The sequence below is a fragment of the Pseudomonas wenzhouensis genome, from assembly GCF_021029445.1.
Taxonomy (GTDB): domain Bacteria; phylum Pseudomonadota; class Gammaproteobacteria; order Pseudomonadales; family Pseudomonadaceae; genus Aquipseudomonas; species Aquipseudomonas wenzhouensis.
In genome coordinates this window covers 3,405,221-3,420,724 of the sequence record NZ_CP072610.1, presented here as the reverse complement: position 1 = coordinate 3,420,724, position 15,504 = coordinate 3,405,221, and the positions used below count along the sequence as shown (strand labels likewise).

Genomic DNA, 15,504 nt, shown 5'->3' with positions numbered 1-15,504 from the left:
AGGATGTCCATGACCCTGCGCCCTACGCTGCTATTGCTTGTTGCCAGTTTGCTCGGTGGTTGCGTGACCACGGGCGATGTCGACCCCATGCGTACGGCGAAAGGGCGTGACGAAGCACGCGATGCCTATGTGCAACTCGGTATCGCCTATATCCAGCAGGGCGATACCCAGCGTGCCAAGGTGCCGCTGAAGAATGCGTTGGAGCTGGACTCCTCGAACGCGGATGCCCATGCCGCGCTGGCCATGGCCTTCCAGCTGGAGATGGAGTCGAAGCTGGCTGACGAGCATTTTCGCAAGGCGCTGTCGCAGCGCCCGAACGACGCGCGCTTGCTGAATAACTACGGTGGTTTCCTGTTCGAGCAGCAGCGTTATCAGGACGCCATGAACACCTACCTCAAGGCCGCAGAAGACAATCTCTACCCGGAGCGCTCCCGGGTGTTCGAGAATCTGGGGCTCACGGCCCTGCAACTGAACCAGCGTGAGCAGGCCAAGCAATACTTTCAGCGTGCCCTGCGCCTGAGCAGTCGCCAGCCGCGTGCGTTGCTGGAAATGGCCGTCATGTCCTACGAGGACAAGGAATACGTACCGGCTCGTCGTTACTACGACAGTTACAGCGATATGGCGCCGCAGAACGCGCGTAGCCTGTTGCTGGGTGCACGCCTGGCCGAAGTGTTCGAGGACCGTGACCGGGCTGCCAGCCTGGGCCTGCAATTACGGCGCCTGTACCCGGCTTCTCGGGAATATCAGCAATATGTTTCGGGGCAACAATGAACGCGGCACATAGCGAAGTGAATCAGCCGATGCCGACCAATCCTGGTGAAAGCCTGCGTCAGGCCCGTGAAATCAAGGGGCTGAGCATTGCCGAGGTGGCGACGCAGCTCAATCTGACGCCGCAGCGTCTTGCCCAGATCGAGGCCGGTGCCTTCGACAAGCTGCCGGGCCACACCTTTGCCCGTGGCTACATCCGGGCCTACGCCAAATTGCTGGAGATGGATCAGAACCGCCTGGCGATGGAGTTCGATCAGTTCACCGGCGCCGATTCCAGCGGCAGCAGCGTGCATGCGCTGGGCCGTATCGAGGAGCCGGTGCGCTATTCGCAGAGCATCCTGCGTCTGGTCAGCTTTTTGTTGCTGCTGGCGTTGATTGGTGGCGGTTTCTTCTGGTGGCAGGATCAGGGCCGCCCGGTTGCCAGCCTGGCCGATCTGGGGCTCGAGCATGTAGAGGTGGAGGGTGCCGACGGTACGACCCAGGTGCACTCCTTGGCCGAGCCGGAAGATCAGGCAGTTGCCGATGTGCAGGGCCGTGAGCCAAGCAGCCCGCTGCTGTTGCCGGTTGAACCGGGACAGGCTCCGGAAGATGCTGGCGCTGCCGAGCAGCCGGCTGCCGAGGTCGCGCCTGAAAACGCTGCCGCACCCATTGCCGAGGCTGCAAATGCAGCGCCGGCAGCGGTTGCAGCGGAACCTGTCGCTGCTCAGGCTGCAGCGCCTGCAGCCACTGCGCCGGCGCCGGTGCCGGCACCATCGCCTGCGCCGGCTGTGGCCGCTGGGCAGGGCGTAGTCAATGTGCAGTTCACCGCCGATTGTTGGACGCAGGTGACCGATGCCGATGGCAAGGTGCTGCTCAGCGCGCTCAAGCGCAGCGGTGAGCGCATTGAACTGGTCGGTAAGGCACCGCTTGAGTTGCGCCTGGGTTTCGCCCGTGGCGCTCAGGTGACCTATAACGGCGAAAGCGTGGACGTTGCGCCGCACACCACAGGCGAAACCGCACGCCTGAAACTGGGGTTGTAAAACATGCATTGCGAATCGCCGATCAAGCGCCGCCTGTCGCGCAAGATTTGGGTTGGCTCGGTACCGGTAGGCGGCGATGCGCCGATTGCCGTGCAGAGCATGACCAATACCGACACCAACGATGTGGCTGCCACTGTGGCACAGATCCGTCGCCTGGAAGATGCCGGTGCCGATATCGTGCGGGTTTCCGTGCCGGACATGGACGCCGCCGAGGCGTTCGGCCGCATCAAGCAGCAGGTGCGTGTACCGCTGGTGGCCGACATTCACTTCGACTACCAGATCGCCCTGCGTGTGGCTGAGCTGGGTGTCGACTGCCTGCGCATCAACCCTGGCAATATCGGTCGTGAAGATCGCGTCAGGGCGGTGGTTGAAGCCGCTCGCGACAAGGGCATCCCGATCCGCATCGGCGTCAACGCCGGCTCACTGGAAAAGGATCTGCAAAAGAAGTACGGCGAGCCGACGCCCGAGGCCTTGGTCGAGTCTGCACTGCGCCATGTGGAGCATCTGGATCGCCTGAACTTCGCTGATTTCAAGGTCAGTGTGAAAGCCTCCGACGTGTTCATGGCCGTCGAGGCTTATCGCCTGCTGGCCAAACAGATCGAGCAGCCGCTGCACCTGGGTATCACCGAAGCTGGCGGCCTGCGTTCCGGTACGGTGAAATCCGCTGTCGGTCTGGGCATGCTGCTGGCTGACGGCATTGGCGATACCATCCGTATCTCGCTGGCTGCCGACCCGGTGGAAGAGATCAAGGTCGGTTTCGACATCCTCAAGTCCCTGCGCCTGCGCTCGCGTGGCATCAACTTCATCGCCTGCCCGAGCTGCTCGCGGCAGAACTTCGATGTGGTCAAGACCATGAACGAGCTGGAAACGCGCGTCGAGGATCTGCTGGTGCCGCTGGACGTGGCCGTGATCGGCTGCGTGGTCAATGGTCCTGGCGAAGCCAAGGAGGCGCATATTGGCCTCACGGGCGGTAGCCCGAACAACCTGGTCTATATCGATGGCAAACCGGCCTCGAAGCTGACCAACGAAAACCTGGTGGACGAGCTGGAAAAGCTCATTCGCGACAAGGCGGCCGAAAAGGCCGCCGCCGATGCTGCCGTGATCGTGCGCGGCTGATCCGTGCGTAAGGAATACATTTGAGCAAGTCCCTGCAAGCCATTCGTGGCATGAACGACATCCTGCCGGAGCAGACGCCTGCCTGGCGTTACCTGGAAAGTACCCTGGTCAACCTGCTCGACGGTTATGGCTACAAGGAAATCCGCCTACCCATCGTCGAATACACCGAGCTGTTCGCTCGCGGTATCGGTGAAGGCACCGACGTGGTCGACAAGGAGATGTACACCTTCCTCGATCGCAACGAAGAATCCCTGACCCTGCGTCCCGAAGGCACCGCCGGTTGCGTGCGTGCCGTGCTTGAGCATGGCCTGGCCGGTGGCGGTCAGGTGCAGAAGCTGTGGTATGCCGGCCCCATGTTCCGTTACGAGAAGCCACAGAAGGGGCGCTATCGCCAGTTTCACCAGATCGGTGTGGAAGCCTTCAACCTGTCCGGGCCGGATGTCGATGCCGAGCTGATCGTGCTCACCTGGCGTCTGTGGAAAAAGCTCGGTCTGGCCGATGCCGTGACCCTGCAGCTCAACAGTCTGGGTTCCAGCGAGGCGCGCGCGGCCTATCGCGATGCGCTGGTGGCGTACCTGCGTGAGCGCTTCGATCAGCTCGACGAAGACAGCCAGCGCCGCCTGACCACCAACCCGCTGCGCATCCTCGACAGCAAGAACGAGGCGACCCAGGCCGTGCTGGTTGATGCGCCGACTCTGGTCGACTACCTCGACGAGGAATCGCGTCTGCACTTCGAGGGCGTCAAGGCGCGCCTGGATGCGGCCGGTATTCGCTATCAGATCAACCACAAGCTGGTGCGTGGCCTGGACTATTACAATCGCACCGTATTCGAGTGGGTCACCGACAAACTCGGTGCCCAGGGTACGGTGTGTGCCGGTGGCCGTTACGACGGCCTGGTTTCCATGCTGGGCGGCAAGGCTACGCCGGGTGTCGGTTTCGCCATGGGCGTCGAGCGTCTGGTGTTGCTGCTGGAGACTCTCGAGCTGCTGCCGGCCGAACTCAATCGTGCGGCTGACGTGTACGTCTGCGCCTTTGGTGAGGCAGCGGAGCTGGCAGCCTTGACCCTGGTCGAGCGTCTGCGTGATGAGTTACCGGGGCTGCGTCTGTTGCTCAACACCGGTGGCGGCAGTTTCAAGAGCCAGTTCAAGAAAGCCGACAAGAGCGGCGCACGTTATGCGCTGATTCTGGGGGACGACGAATTGGCCGGGCGCGTGGTAGGTTGCAAACCGCTGCGCGACGACAGTGAACAACAAAGTGTTGCCTGGGATGCTCTGGCTGAGCATCTGGCTGCCTGCCAGCAGGCCTGAGCAGGTTCTCGATTAGGAGTACGGGGTTAGACATGCAGACCGAAGACGAACAGATCGCGCAACTCAAGGATTGGTGGGATCGCAACGGCAAGCCTTTGCTCGCTGGTGGCGTACTGGCGCTGGTAGCCGTATTCGGCTGGCAGGGCTGGCAGAAGTACCAGGACAATCAGGCGCAGGGTGCTTCGGTGCTCTATCAGCAACTGCTGGAAACGGCGCTGGACCCGGCCGGCAAGCCCGATGCCGCGAAAGTCGCCGAGTTGGCCGGTAAGCTCGATAGCGAGTTCGCCGGTACTCACTATGCTCAGTACGGCAGCCTGTTCGTCGCCAAGGTCGCGGTCGAAGCGGGTCGCCTCGACGATGCCGCAGCCGCGCTGCAAGCTGTAGTCGACAAGCCGGCCGATGCCACGCTGGGCGAGCTGGCACGTCAGCGTCTGGCACTCGTACTGGCGGCGCAGGACAAGGCCGAAGAAGCCTTGAAGTTGCTCGAGGCTAAGGTCGACGACGCCTACCTGGCCAGCCGTGAAGAACTCAAGGGCGACCTGCTGGTGCAGTTGGGCCGCAGCGATGACGCGCACGCCGCCTATCAGAAGGCCAAGGATGCGCTGGCCGAAGACGCCGCTGTTGGCGGTCTGCAGATGAAGCTGGACGACCTGGCAAAAGGGGATGCGTGACGTGATGCGTTGGAAGAATGCCGCACTGCTGGCTCTGGCCGTTCTGGTCGTGGGTTGCAGCAGCAATAGCAAGAAGGAACTGCCGCCCGCTGAACTGACCAAATTCGACGAAGAAGTCGAGCTGCGTACCGAGTGGAGCCGCTCCGTAGGTGATGGTCAGGGTGAAACCTTCAATATGCTGGTACCGGCCATCGATGGCGAGGTGATCTACGCCGCCGATGTCGAAGGTCTGGTCATGGCCATGGACCGCACCAGCGGCAAGGTCATCTGGCGCAAGAAACTCGATATTCCAGTGTCCGGTGCCATCGGTGTCGGTTACGGCCAGGTACTGCTGGGTACGCTCAAGGGTGAAGTGATCGCCCTCGACACCAGCGACGGTGAAGAGCAGTGGCGTTCGCGTGTGACCAGCGAAGTGCTGGCTGCGCCGGCCAGCAACGGCGATGTCGTCGTGGTGCAAACCCAGGACGACCGCCTGATCGCCTTCGATGCCAGCACCGGCAGCCAGCGCTGGATCGTCGAAAATACTCCGGCCGTGCTGACCCTGCGTGGTACTGGTGCGCCGTTGGTGACCAACCGTCTGGTGGTTGCCGGTCTGTCCAGTGGCAAGGTGATTGCGGTCGACGCCCAGCGTGGCCTGCCGGTCTGGGAGCAGCGCGTTGCCATTGCGCAAGGCCGCTCTGAGCTGGAGCGTGTGGTGGATATCGACGGTGGCCTGCTGTTGTCCGGCGGTACCGTCTATGCCGTGAGCTATCAGGGCCGCGTCGCAGCCATGGATCTGGAATCCGGGCGTGTGCTGTGGCAGCGTGAGGCGTCCAGTTCGGTGGGTGTTGCCCAGGGCTTTGGTAACGTCTACGTCAGCCATGCCAGCGGCACCGTCGAAGGCATCGACGAACGCAGCGCCTCGGCTTTGTGGAGCAATGATTCGATGGCGCGCCGTCAGCTCTCGGGCCCGGCGGTGTTCTCCAGTTATGTCGCCGTAGGTGACTTCGAGGGCTATCTGCACCTGCTGAGCCAGGTCGATGGTCGCTTCGTCGGCCGTACCCGTATCGACAGCGACGGCCTGCGTGCCCAACCACTGGTGGTCGGGGACTGGCTGTATGTCTACGGCAACAGCGGTAAGTTGGTGGCACTGACCATCAAGTGAGGACGCTGTCCAGTACGCTCGCGCGATACTGAACGACTTCCTTGACTATGCTGCCGGTATGTCCGGCAGCACGAAACATCCCGGCCGCTGCCCGTGCAGCGGCCTTTGCATTTTCTGAATTAACCAAGTGGAGAGCCTGATGGTTCCCGTAATTGCCCTGGTGGGCCGGCCGAACGTCGGCAAGTCCACCCTGTTCAACCGCCTCACTCGTAGCCGCGACGCCATCGTCGGCGACCTTTCCGGTCTGACCCGCGACCGCCAGTACGGCGAGGCGAAGTGGCAGGGGCGTACCTATATCGTGATCGACACCGGGGGTATTTCCGGTGACGAGGAAGGCATCGATGCGAAGATGGCCGAGCAGTCCCTGCAGGCCATTGAAGAGGCCGATGCCGTGCTGTTCCTGGTGGATGCGCGCGCCGGCATGACCGCCTCGGACCAGATGATCGGCGAGCACCTGCGCCGTCGGAACAAGCAGAGCTTTCTGGTGGTGAACAAGGTCGACAACCTCGATGTCGACCTGGCCCGCGCCGAATTCAGCCCCATGGGCCTGGGCGAGCCACTGGCGATTGCCGGTGCCCATGGCCGCGGCATAACCCAGATGCTCGAAGTGGTGCTTGGCGCCTTCCCCAAAGACGCCGGCGAGCCGGAAGAGGGCGGCGAAGAGGAAGAAGTGCTGGAAGGCCAGGAGGCCAAGCGTATTCCCGGCCCGAGCGAGAAGGACGGTATCAAGCTGGCCATCATCGGCCGTCCCAATGTGGGCAAGTCGACCCTGGTCAACCGTATGCTCGGCGAGGAGCGGGTCATCGTTTATGACCAGGCCGGCACCACGCGCGACAGCATCTACATCCCCTTCGAGCGTGACGACGAGAAATACACCCTGATCGACACCGCCGGTGTGCGCCGTCGCGGCAAGATCTTCGAGGCCGTGGAGAAGTTCTCCGTGGTCAAGACGCTGCAAGCCATCCAGGACTCCAACGTTGTGGTGTTCGTCATGGACGCCCGCGAAGGCGTGGTCGACCACGACCTCAACCTGCTCGGTTTTGTGCTGGAAAGCGGCCGCGCGCTGGTCATCGCCCTGAACAAGTGGGACGGCATGGATCAGGGGCAGAAGGACTACGTGAAGACTGAGCTGGAGCGCCGGCTGTTCTTCGTCGACTTCGCCGATATCCACTTCATCTCCGCCCTGCACGGCACAGGCGTTGGCCATCTGTACAAGTCGGTGCAGGCCTCGTTCAAGTCGGCTATTACCCGCTGGCCGACCAGTCGCCTGACGCAGATTCTCGAAGATGCCGTCAGCGACCATGCACCACCCCTGGTCAACGGTCGCCGTATCAAGCTGCGCTATGCCCACCTGGGTGGCGCCAACCCGCCGTTGATCGTGATCCACGGCAACCAGGTCGACGCCGTGCCGCGCGCCTACACCCGTTACCTGGAGAACACCTTCCGCCGAGTGCTGAAGCTGGTCGGTACGCCGATTCGCATCGAGTACAAGGGCGGTGAAAACCCCTACGAGGGCAACAAGAACAAGCTCACCGATCGCCAGGTGAACAAGAAACGTCGCCTGATGAGCCACCACAAGAAGGCCGAGAAGAAGCGCAAGGACAAGCGCAAGTAAACGTGGCCGCGCCGTGCATGCCGGACTTCATGCGACATGCACGGCATAAGCTTTGGCTTTCTTTTCATAAGGGCTGCGGGTGCCGTCTATGGCGCCCTTCGGCTATCCTCGCGGCTTGCCTTGTTCTTCGTAGGAAGTCGCGATGCTCATCAGCAAACTGCCCAACGTCGGCACCACCATCTTCACGCGGATGTCCCAGCTCGCGCTGGAGACTGGTGCGATCAATCTGTCCCAGGGCTTCCCTGATTTCGATGGGCCGCAGGCGCTGCGCGAAGCCGTGGCGCGCCACGTCATGGAGGGGCGCAACCAGTATTGCCCGATGACCGGCCTGCCCGCGCTACGCCAGCAGGTGGCGGCGCAGATCGTGCGCAGCTATGGCATGCAACGTGATGCCGACAGCGAGATCACCATCACCCCGGGTGCTACCGAGGCGATCTTTTGCGCGGTGCAGGCGCTGATCCGTCCGGGGTATGAAGCCATCGTCCTCGACCCTTGTTACGACAGTTACGAGCCGTCGGTGGAACTGGCCGGTGGACGTTGCGTGCATGTGCCGCTGGCATTGCCGGACTTCGCTGTCGACTGGCAGCGTCTGGCTGATGCCATCACGCCGCGTACCCGGCTGATCTTCCTCAACTCGCCACACAACCCGAGCGGTGCGTTGTTGACCCGTGCCGATCTGGACAGGCTGGCCGAACTGATTCGTGGCCGCGATATCCATGTGATCAGCGATGAGGTCTATGAGCACCTGATCTACGACGGCGCCCGCCATGCCAGTGTGCTGGTCCACGAGGAGCTGTATCAGCGCGCCTTCGTGGTCAGCTCCTTCGGCAAGACCTACCACGTCACCGGCTGGAAGACCGGCTACGTGGTGGCGCCGCCCGCGCTGACTGCCGAGCTGCGCAAGATTCACCAGTACGTTAACTTTTGCGGGGTGACGCCGCTGCAGTTCGCTCTGGCTGACTTCATGGCAGCCTGCCCCGAGCATGTCGAGGAGCTGCCGGCCTTCTACCAGGCCAAGCGTGATCTGTTCTGCGATCTGCTGTCGGGTTCGCGTTTCACCTTCACCCGCGCGCCGGGGACCTACTTCCAGTTGGCCGACTATTCGGCGATTCGCCCGGATCTGGACGACGTGGCCATGGCCGAGTGGCTGACCCGTGAGCATGGCGTGGCGGCGATCCCGGTGTCGGTGTTCTATCAGTCGGCGCCGAAGGACATGCGTCTGGTGCGCTTCTGCTTCGCCAAGCGTGAAGAAACCCTGCGCCAGGCCGCCGAGAAACTATGCGCGGTGTAAGGGGAGGGCGGGGGCAACCCGCCTGCAAGGCGTTGACGATTACGGCAAGCGAGGTACTGCGATGAGCGATAAACCCGATCTCGAACTGGTGCTGATCCAGACCAGCCTGGCCTGGCATGATCCGGCTGCCAATCGCGAGCACTTCCAGAAACTGCTGGAGCAGGCGCGCGGTGCCGATCTGGTGATCCTGCCGGAGATGTTTAGCACCGGCTTTTCCATGGAGTCGGCCGCATTGGCCGAGCCCGAGAATGGCCCGACCACCCACTGGTTGCGTGAGCAGGCGCAGCGTATCCATGCGGTGATCTGCGGCAGCCTGATCATTCAGGCGGCGGACGGCAGTTATCGCAATCGCCTGCTCTGGGCTCGCCCGGATGGCTCGCTGGCGCATTACGACAAGCGCCACCTGTTTCGCATGGCCGGTGAGCACAAGCATTACAGCGCCGGTAGCGAGCAGGTCGTGCTGGAACTCAAGGGCTGGCGCGTGCGCCCGCTGATCTGCTACGACCTACGCTTCCCGGTCTGGAGCCGTGACGCAGGCGGCACCGACCTGCTGCTGTATACCGCCAACTGGCCAGGCGCTCGCCGACACCACTGGAACAGCCTGCTGCCGGCGCGAGCCATCGAGAACCTGTGCTATGTCGCGGCTGTGAACCGCGTCGGCGAGGACGGCAAGGGCCACGGCTATACTGGCGACTCCCAGGTGTTGGACTTCCAGGGCGAGACGTTGATGGCGGCAGGCGAGGGTGATGGTGTGTTCCGCGCCCGGCTGTCGAGCGAGGCGCTGGCCGCCTACCGCGAGCGTTTCCCCGCACATCTGGATGCCGATGCCTTTACCTTGAACTGATCAGGAGCCAGATGAACATGGACGTACCGCAAAATAATCCCTTCCAGCCGCCGCAAGCCGATCTGCAACAGGCCACTAGCACTCAGGCGCCGCTCTACAGCATCGCCGGTGTCGGTCTGGCCACCTTCATCGGTACACCGCTGGCTGGCGCCTGGCTGCTGGCGCATAACCTGCAAGTGCTTGGCAAGGCAGATCGCGTGGCGATGGTCTGGGGGATTGCGGTTGTCTTTCTGGTCGTCACCCTGGGCCTGGCCTTCCTTTTGCCGGAAGAGGTGCCCGGCATGCCGTTCGCCATCGCCCAGTTGATGGCGATGATCATGTTTGCCAAGAGCCTGATGGAAGCCGATCTCAAGCAGCATGCCGAAGCCAGGGGGGCATTTCTGTCCAACTGGCGGGCGCTGGGCATTGGCCTGATGTTCACCCTCGGCCTGGCCGCGTTGATGTTTGCCGTGCTGATGATCTTCGATATCTGAGCGCATGTTCCCGGATTTCATCCGGGCTACGCATGCAAGTACCTGCAAGGCGGCTGTTCGTAGGAGCCTCGCCTCGGGGCGAAGCCTTTCGCGCCGACGGCGCCGGTGTTCGCGGTGGGGCGCCGCTCCTACGGAATTGCGATAACCCTCCCGTATGCATACAAAAACGCCGGGCATTGCCCGGCGTTGTGCGTTCGGCTCAGGGCTCAGGCCGCTTGCGACTCGGCCTGGCTCAGGGCGCGGTTCAGCGCGCTGAACAGGGCGCGGAAGCTCGCGGTGGTGAGGTTCTCGTCGATGCCGATGCCGTGCAGGGCGCGGCCGCCGTTGACGCGCAGCTCGATGTAGGCGGCTGCCTTGGCATTGGTGCCGGCACCGATGGCGTGCTCGCTGTAGTCCATCACCTCGACGGCAACCGGCAGGGCTGCCGCCAGCGCCTCCAGCGGGCCCTTGCCAATGCCGCGCCAGTGGTGTTTTTCAGCACCTTCGATGACTTCGATATCCACTGCGCTGGTGCCGTTCTCTTCCTGCAGGCGATGGCCTTTCAGGGCGTAGGGGCTGCGTGCCTGCAAGTACTCGGTCTCGAGCAATTGGTAGATCTGCGCGGCCGTCATTTCCAGGCCGAGGCGGTCGGTTTCACGCTGCACCACCTGGCTGAACTCGATCTGCATGCGACGCGGCAGGCTGATGCCGTATTCCTGCTCCAGCAGGAAGGTGATGCCGCCCTTGCCCGACTGGCTGTTGACGCGAATCACCGCCTCGTAGTCGCGGCCAATGTCGGCCGGGTCAATCGGCAGATACGGCACTTCCCACAGGGCGTCTGACTTCTGTTGGGCGAAGCCCTTGCGGATGGCGTCCTGGTGCGAGCCGGAGAAGGCGGTGTGGACCAGATCGCCGACATACGGATGGCGCGGGTGCACCGGAATCTGGTTGCAGTCCTCGACCACCTTGCGCACCGCATCGATGTCGGAGAAATCCAGCTGCGGGTCGACGCCCTGGGTGTAGAGGTTCAGCGCCAGGGTCACCAGGCAGACGTTGCCGGTGCGCTCGCCGTTGCCGAACAGGCAGCCTTCGACGCGGTCGGCACCAGCCATGACGGCCAGTTCCGAGGCGGCGACGCCGGTGCCACGGTCGTTATGGGTGTGCACGCTGATCAGCACGCTGTCGCGGCGGTCGACGTGGCGACCGAACCATTCGATCTGGTCGGCATAGTTGTTCGGCGTGGCGCACTCGATGGTGGCCGGCAGGTTGAGGATCAGCTTGTTCGCCGGGGTCGGCTGGAACACGCCAATCACTGCGTTGCACACCTCGACGGCGAAGTCGATTTCGGTGCTGCTGAACACTTCCGGCGAATACTCGAAGCCCCACTGGGTTTCCGGCGCGGCCTCGGCCAGGCGCTTGATGGTGGTGCCAGCGGCCACAGCGATGGCTTTGACGCCGGCCTTGTCCTGATTGAAGACAATCTTGCGGAAGCTCGGCGCGCAGGCGTTGTAGTAGTGAACGATGGCCTTCTTGGCACCTTTGAGCGATTCGAAGGTGCGCTCGATGAGGTCGTCACGGGCCTGGGTGAGTACCTGGATGGTGACGTCGTCCGGGATGTGGCCACCCTCGATCAGCTCGCGGACGAAGTCGAAATCGGTCTGCGAGGCGGACGGGAAGCCCACTTCGATTTCCTTCAGACCCACAGCGACCAGGCACTTGAAGAAGCGCATCTTCTTCTCGGCATCCATCGGCTCGATCAGCGACTGGTTGCCATCGCGCAGGTCGGTGGACAGCCAGATCGGCGCCTTGTCGATGATCTTGTCCGGCCAGGTACGGTCCGGAATCTGGATCTGAGTAAACGGGCGGTACTTCTTCGACGGGTCTTTGAGCATGGTCATGAGCGGGTCCTGCGAAATGGGAGTCGAATACGAGGCCGGGCGGCCATGAAACGGGGTTTCAGGCGGGGCTTCGCAGTCGCGGGCTGACCAGTCGCAGGCATGCGAGCTGGCGGACGAGAAAGAGGACGTTGACGATTTTCATGGGGGAAACCCTATCCATCGTGCGTGGATATGGCAATGCTTGCCGGAAAAACGCCGATTTATTGCGGATAGGTTTTTATCAAGGGATTTTATTGCTCGAAAAGAGGTTTTTTCAGCGAATCGTGTTTGCTGCATCTGGCCGGCGGTGAATCTCTCCGCTGGCCAGACCTGATCCCGGCTCAGTCGGCGTAGTCGTACGCGCCGCCCTTCTCCAGCGCGCGGCGATAGGCCGGGCGGGCGTGGATGCGTTGCAGGAAGTCGTGCAGGCGTGGATGGTTCGCCAGCACGCCACGGGCAGCGGCCGCTTCCAGCGGGAAGCTGAGCTGGATGTCGGCGGCGCTGAAGGCGTCACCAGCGAACCACTCATGCTCGCTCAGCTGGCTTTCCAGGTAATCGAAATGCAGTTTCAGTTGCGGCGTGATGAAGGCCTGGCCGACCTTGTCCGCGATGCCACGGGCGATGGGCTTGATGAAAAAGGGCATGGGTGAGCTGCGCAGCTTGTCAAACACCAGCTTGAGCAGCAGCGGTGGCATCGCCGAACCTTCGGCGTAGTGCAGCCAGTAGCGGCAGCGCAGGCGCTCCGGGCTGCCGGCTGCCGGTAGCAGCCAGTCGCCATAGCGTTCAGCCAGGTATTCGATGATGGCGCCGGATTCGGCCAGGGTCAGCTCGCCGTCGGTGATCAGCGGTGACTTGCCCAGCGGATGCACCTGGCGCAGCTCGGCGGGGGCCAGCAGGGTCTGCGGGTCGCGCTGGTAGTGCTTGATCTGGTAGTCGATGCCGATCTCTTCGAGCATCCACAGAATGCGCTGGGAGCGCGAGTTGTTCAGGTGATGCAGGGTGATCATGGCAAGCTCCGGCCGATTCTGGGGCAGCGTTCTGTAATACGTCGTTCTGGGACGCACCACTAGCGTTTTATTGCATCGCCCTTGGCTGCTCGGCAATGGTGGGTCGCAATTCGCGCATGTCCGCACCGCTCGGGTGCTGGAACACGCGCAGGCCGAACTCGGGGAGAATGGCCAGCAGGTGGTCGAAGATATCCGACTGGATGCCTTCATAGGCATTCCAGGCGATGGTGTTGGTGAAACAGTAGATCTCCAGCGGCAGACCGTCGGCGGTCGGGCTGAGCTGACGCACCAGCAGGGTCATGTTCTGGTGGATGTTTGGGTTGTGCCGCAGGTAGTGCTCGACATATGCGCGGAAGCTGCCGATGTTGGTGATGCGGCGGGTGTTCACCGCTTCCTTGCCGTGTTCGGCCAGCTTGGCGTTCCAGTCCTGCAGTTCCTGATCCTTGCGGTCGAGGTACTCGTCCAGCAGCATGAAGCGGCGCAGGCGGGCGATTTCCTCGTCGGTGAGGAAGTGCACGCTGGTCTGATCCAGAAACAGCGCACGTTTGATCCGTCGGCCACCTGACTCCTGCATGCCGCGCCAGTTCTTGAACGGATCGGTGATGAAGCGCTTGGTCGGGATGGTGGTGATGGTCTTGTCCCAGTTCTGCACCTTGACCGTGTGCAGGGCGATATCGATCACGTCGCCATCGGCGTTGAGCTGCGGCATTTCCACCCAGTCGCCGACGCGGACGATGTCGCTGGAGGAAATCTGTACGCTGGCTACCAGCGACAGCAGGGTGTCCTGGAAGATCAACATCAGCACGGCGGCCATGGCGCCGAGGCCGGAGAGCAGGATCAACGGCGAGCGGTCGATCAGCGCCGCCACCATGAGGATCGCGGCAATAGCGAAGATGGCGATCTTGATTACCTGCAGGTAGCCCTTGATCGGCTTCAGGTGCGCATTGGGCCGGCGCTGGTAAAGGGTGTTGAGAATGTCCAGCAGGGCGCCGATGGCCAAGGCGATGGTCAGCACGATGAAGGCGCCGCAGACGTTCTGCGTGACCGTCACCACGGCCTCGGGCATGCCCGGCACCACGGCTACACCGGAGGACAGCACCAGCGCCGGGACGATGTGCGACAGGCGCTTGATGATGCCGCTTTCCTTGATCTGGCCATGGCGACCCAGGGTGGTCGCGCCGACCACGCGGTAGAGGGCGCGCACCAGGATACGTTTGACGATCCAGTTCGACAGCCAGGCGGCGACTAGCAGGGCACAGGTGGCGGTGAGGGTGAGCAGTTCAGGCTGTTCGTTCAGCCAGCCCATCCAGGTATCGAACTCATTCGGCATTTCCGGCTCCGAAGCAGGCAGGAGGAAAGACCGACGCTCAAAGCCGGCCATCTTGGCCGCCGTACCCTAACAAAAATACGCCATCAACCCAAACCGCAGGTATTGCAGGCAGCGTAGGTTCAGGGCTTGAACGCACCGATGAAGATCGCCGGGTCAACCCGTGCATCGTTGAGGCTGACGTTCCAGTGCAGGTGCGGGCCGGTCGCGCGACCGGTGGCGCCGACCTTGCCGATATGGCCGCCACGGGCGATCTCGTCGCCGAGCTGCACATCGATCTCGGAGAGGTGGCAGAACATGCTGATCAGCCCCTGGCCGTGATCGAGAAACACCGTCTTGCCGTTGAAGAAGTAGTCGCCGATGAGGATGACCTTGCCTGCCGCTGGCGCCTTGATCGGCGTGCCACGGTTGGCGGCGAAATCCAGGCCCGAATGCGGGTTGCGCTCTTCGCCGTTGAAGAAGCGCCGCAAGCCGAAGGGGCTGGACAGCGGGCCGTTCACCGGCCTGTCGAACAGCAGGTTGCTTGGCTGGCGTGGGCTGAACTGCTGGTAGGCGCGGGTCTGCTCGGCCAGTTCGCGTTCGATGCGCTTGAGGTTGGCGGCGTTGGGGGTGACCTGCTGCTGGTTCTTGATGGTGATGCGCTGCTCGGCGTAGTGCTTGGCGCCGACCTGAAAGCTCAGCCTCTGGCCGCCCTCGACCTCTACCTGCTGGGTACCCGGTTTGACGCTGAGCGGGATGCCGACAATGGCGATCCAGCGCTGGCCGTCTTCATGCACGGTCAGCACCGGCTTGCCCTGATAACGCACCCTGGGCGCCTGCGCCGGATTACCCAGGTCGACCACCGCCACGCCGCCCGGCACCGGCTTATTCAGCAGGCGGGTGATGAAACCTTCGGCATGGGCGGGCAGGGCCAGACACAGCGCTAGGACGAACAGGCACAGCTTGTGTAGGAGCGGGCTCTGCCCGCGAAGCTTTTGGGTCATGAATGTTCGCGAGCAGAGCTCGCTCCTACGCAGGGATGTCGGCATTGGCTCAATCCATTTAGAAGGTAGGGTGGGCTTCAGCC

The 15,504-nt window shown here is 62.7% G+C and carries 14 protein-coding genes; 10 read left to right on the top strand and 4 right to left on the bottom strand.

Going from position 1 to position 15,504, the window contains the following annotated elements:
• Positions 1-9: 9 nt before the first annotated feature.
• From pilW to J7655_RS15745, 10 genes are all read left to right on the top strand, one after another.
• Entirely contained in the window at positions 10-771 is a 762-nt protein-coding gene (gene pilW, locus J7655_RS15790) for a type IV pilus biogenesis/stability protein PilW (RefSeq protein ID WP_230925257.1), read from the top strand.
• On the top strand, positions 768-1,787 hold the full coding sequence (locus J7655_RS15785; protein ID WP_230925256.1) for a RodZ domain-containing protein: 1,020 nt from the start codon (positions 768-770) through the stop codon (positions 1,785-1,787). The genes pilW and J7655_RS15785 overlap by 4 nt, the downstream gene beginning before the upstream one ends.
• Positions 1,788-1,790: 3 nt before the next feature.
• The gene (ispG, locus tag J7655_RS15780) at positions 1,791-2,903 is read left to right on the top strand and encodes a flavodoxin-dependent (E)-4-hydroxy-3-methylbut-2-enyl-diphosphate synthase (protein ID WP_230925255.1); all 1,113 of its coding nucleotides are present in this window, start codon (positions 1,791-1,793) and stop codon (positions 2,901-2,903) included.
• A gap of 20 nt (positions 2,904-2,923) precedes the next feature.
• Positions 2,924-4,210 carry a histidine--tRNA ligase gene (hisS, locus tag J7655_RS15775; RefSeq protein WP_230925254.1) on the top strand — a complete coding sequence of 429 codons (1,287 nt, stop codon included), beginning with the start codon at positions 2,924-2,926 and terminating at the stop codon, positions 4,208-4,210.
• Positions 4,211-4,242: 32 nt separating this feature from the next.
• Complete coding sequence (locus tag J7655_RS15770) at positions 4,243-4,881, top strand: tetratricopeptide repeat protein (protein WP_230925253.1); 639 nt, start codon at positions 4,243-4,245, stop codon at positions 4,879-4,881.
• Positions 4,874-6,025 carry an outer membrane protein assembly factor BamB gene (gene bamB / locus J7655_RS15765; RefSeq protein ID WP_230925252.1) on the top strand — a complete coding sequence of 384 codons (1,152 nt, stop codon included), beginning with the start codon at positions 4,874-4,876 and terminating at the stop codon, positions 6,023-6,025. Before J7655_RS15770 ends, bamB begins: the two co-directional genes overlap by 8 nt.
• Positions 6,026-6,164: 139 nt before the next feature.
• Positions 6,165-7,640 carry a ribosome biogenesis GTPase Der gene (der, locus tag J7655_RS15760; RefSeq protein WP_108235247.1) on the top strand — a complete coding sequence of 492 codons (1,476 nt, stop codon included), beginning with the start codon at positions 6,165-6,167 and terminating at the stop codon, positions 7,638-7,640.
• 142 nt (positions 7,641-7,782) lie between these two features.
• On the top strand, positions 7,783-8,931 hold the full coding sequence (locus tag J7655_RS15755; protein WP_230925251.1) for a pyridoxal phosphate-dependent aminotransferase: 1,149 nt from the start codon (positions 7,783-7,785) through the stop codon (positions 8,929-8,931).
• A 61-nt stretch (positions 8,932-8,992) separates the two neighbouring features.
• Positions 8,993-9,775, top strand: a complete 783-nt coding sequence (locus J7655_RS15750; RefSeq protein WP_230925250.1) for an amidohydrolase — start codon at positions 8,993-8,995, stop codon at positions 9,773-9,775.
• A gap of 17 nt (positions 9,776-9,792) precedes the next feature.
• Positions 9,793-10,248, top strand: a complete 456-nt coding sequence (locus tag J7655_RS15745; RefSeq protein WP_230925249.1) for a hypothetical protein — start codon at positions 9,793-9,795, stop codon at positions 10,246-10,248.
• Between the two features lie 206 nt (positions 10,249-10,454).
• Here J7655_RS15745 and leuA read toward each other — a convergent pair whose 3' ends face one another.
• The 4 genes from leuA to J7655_RS15725 form a co-directional block, all read right to left on the bottom strand.
• Entirely contained in the window at positions 10,455-12,125 is a 1,671-nt protein-coding gene (gene leuA, locus J7655_RS15740) for a 2-isopropylmalate synthase (protein WP_230925248.1), read from the bottom strand.
• Positions 12,126-12,445: 320 nt separating this feature from the next.
• Positions 12,446-13,111 (bottom strand): glutathione S-transferase family protein, encoded by a 666-nt coding sequence (locus J7655_RS15735; RefSeq protein WP_147811546.1) that lies wholly within the window; start codon positions 13,109-13,111, stop codon positions 12,446-12,448.
• 67 nt (positions 13,112-13,178) lie between these two features.
• Positions 13,179-14,441: a mechanosensitive ion channel family protein gene (locus J7655_RS15730; protein ID WP_230925247.1), complete on the bottom strand. Its 1,263-nt coding sequence runs from the start codon at positions 14,439-14,441 to the stop codon at positions 13,179-13,181.
• Positions 14,442-14,560: 119 nt separating this feature from the next.
• Positions 14,561-15,421 carry a peptidoglycan DD-metalloendopeptidase family protein gene (locus J7655_RS15725; protein ID WP_230925246.1) on the bottom strand — a complete coding sequence of 287 codons (861 nt, stop codon included), beginning with the start codon at positions 15,419-15,421 and terminating at the stop codon, positions 14,561-14,563.
• Between the last annotated feature and the right edge of the window lie 83 nt (positions 15,422-15,504).

Excerpts from the sequence above, each read along its gene's own strand:
- pilW (WP_230925257.1), top strand. The coding sequence starts at position 10 with ATGACCCTGCGCCCTACGCTGCTATTGCTTGTTGCCAGTTTGCTCGGT.
- J7655_RS15785 (WP_230925256.1), top strand. The coding sequence starts at position 768 with ATGAACGCGGCACATAGCGAAGTGAATCAGCCGATGCCGACCAATCCT.
- ispG (WP_230925255.1), top strand. The coding sequence starts at position 1,791 with ATGCATTGCGAATCGCCGATCAAGCGCCGCCTGTCGCGCAAGATTTGG.
- J7655_RS15770 (WP_230925253.1), top strand. The coding sequence starts at position 4,243 with ATGCAGACCGAAGACGAACAGATCGCGCAACTCAAGGATTGGTGGGAT.
- bamB (WP_230925252.1), top strand. The coding sequence starts at position 4,874 with ATGCGTGACGTGATGCGTTGGAAGAATGCCGCACTGCTGGCTCTGGCC.
- der (WP_108235247.1), top strand. The coding sequence starts at position 6,165 with ATGGTTCCCGTAATTGCCCTGGTGGGCCGGCCGAACGTCGGCAAGTCC.
- J7655_RS15755 (WP_230925251.1), top strand. The coding sequence starts at position 7,783 with ATGCTCATCAGCAAACTGCCCAACGTCGGCACCACCATCTTCACGCGG.
- J7655_RS15750 (WP_230925250.1), top strand. The coding sequence starts at position 8,993 with ATGAGCGATAAACCCGATCTCGAACTGGTGCTGATCCAGACCAGCCTG.
- J7655_RS15745 (WP_230925249.1), top strand. The coding sequence starts at position 9,793 with ATGGACGTACCGCAAAATAATCCCTTCCAGCCGCCGCAAGCCGATCTG.
- leuA (WP_230925248.1), bottom strand. The coding sequence starts at position 12,125 with ATGACCATGCTCAAAGACCCGTCGAAGAAGTACCGCCCGTTTACTCAG.
- J7655_RS15735 (WP_147811546.1), bottom strand. The coding sequence starts at position 13,111 with ATGATCACCCTGCATCACCTGAACAACTCGCGCTCCCAGCGCATTCTG.
- J7655_RS15730 (WP_230925247.1), bottom strand. The coding sequence starts at position 14,441 with ATGCCGAATGAGTTCGATACCTGGATGGGCTGGCTGAACGAACAGCCT.
- J7655_RS15725 (WP_230925246.1), bottom strand. The coding sequence starts at position 15,421 with ATGACCCAAAAGCTTCGCGGGCAGAGCCCGCTCCTACACAAGCTGTGC.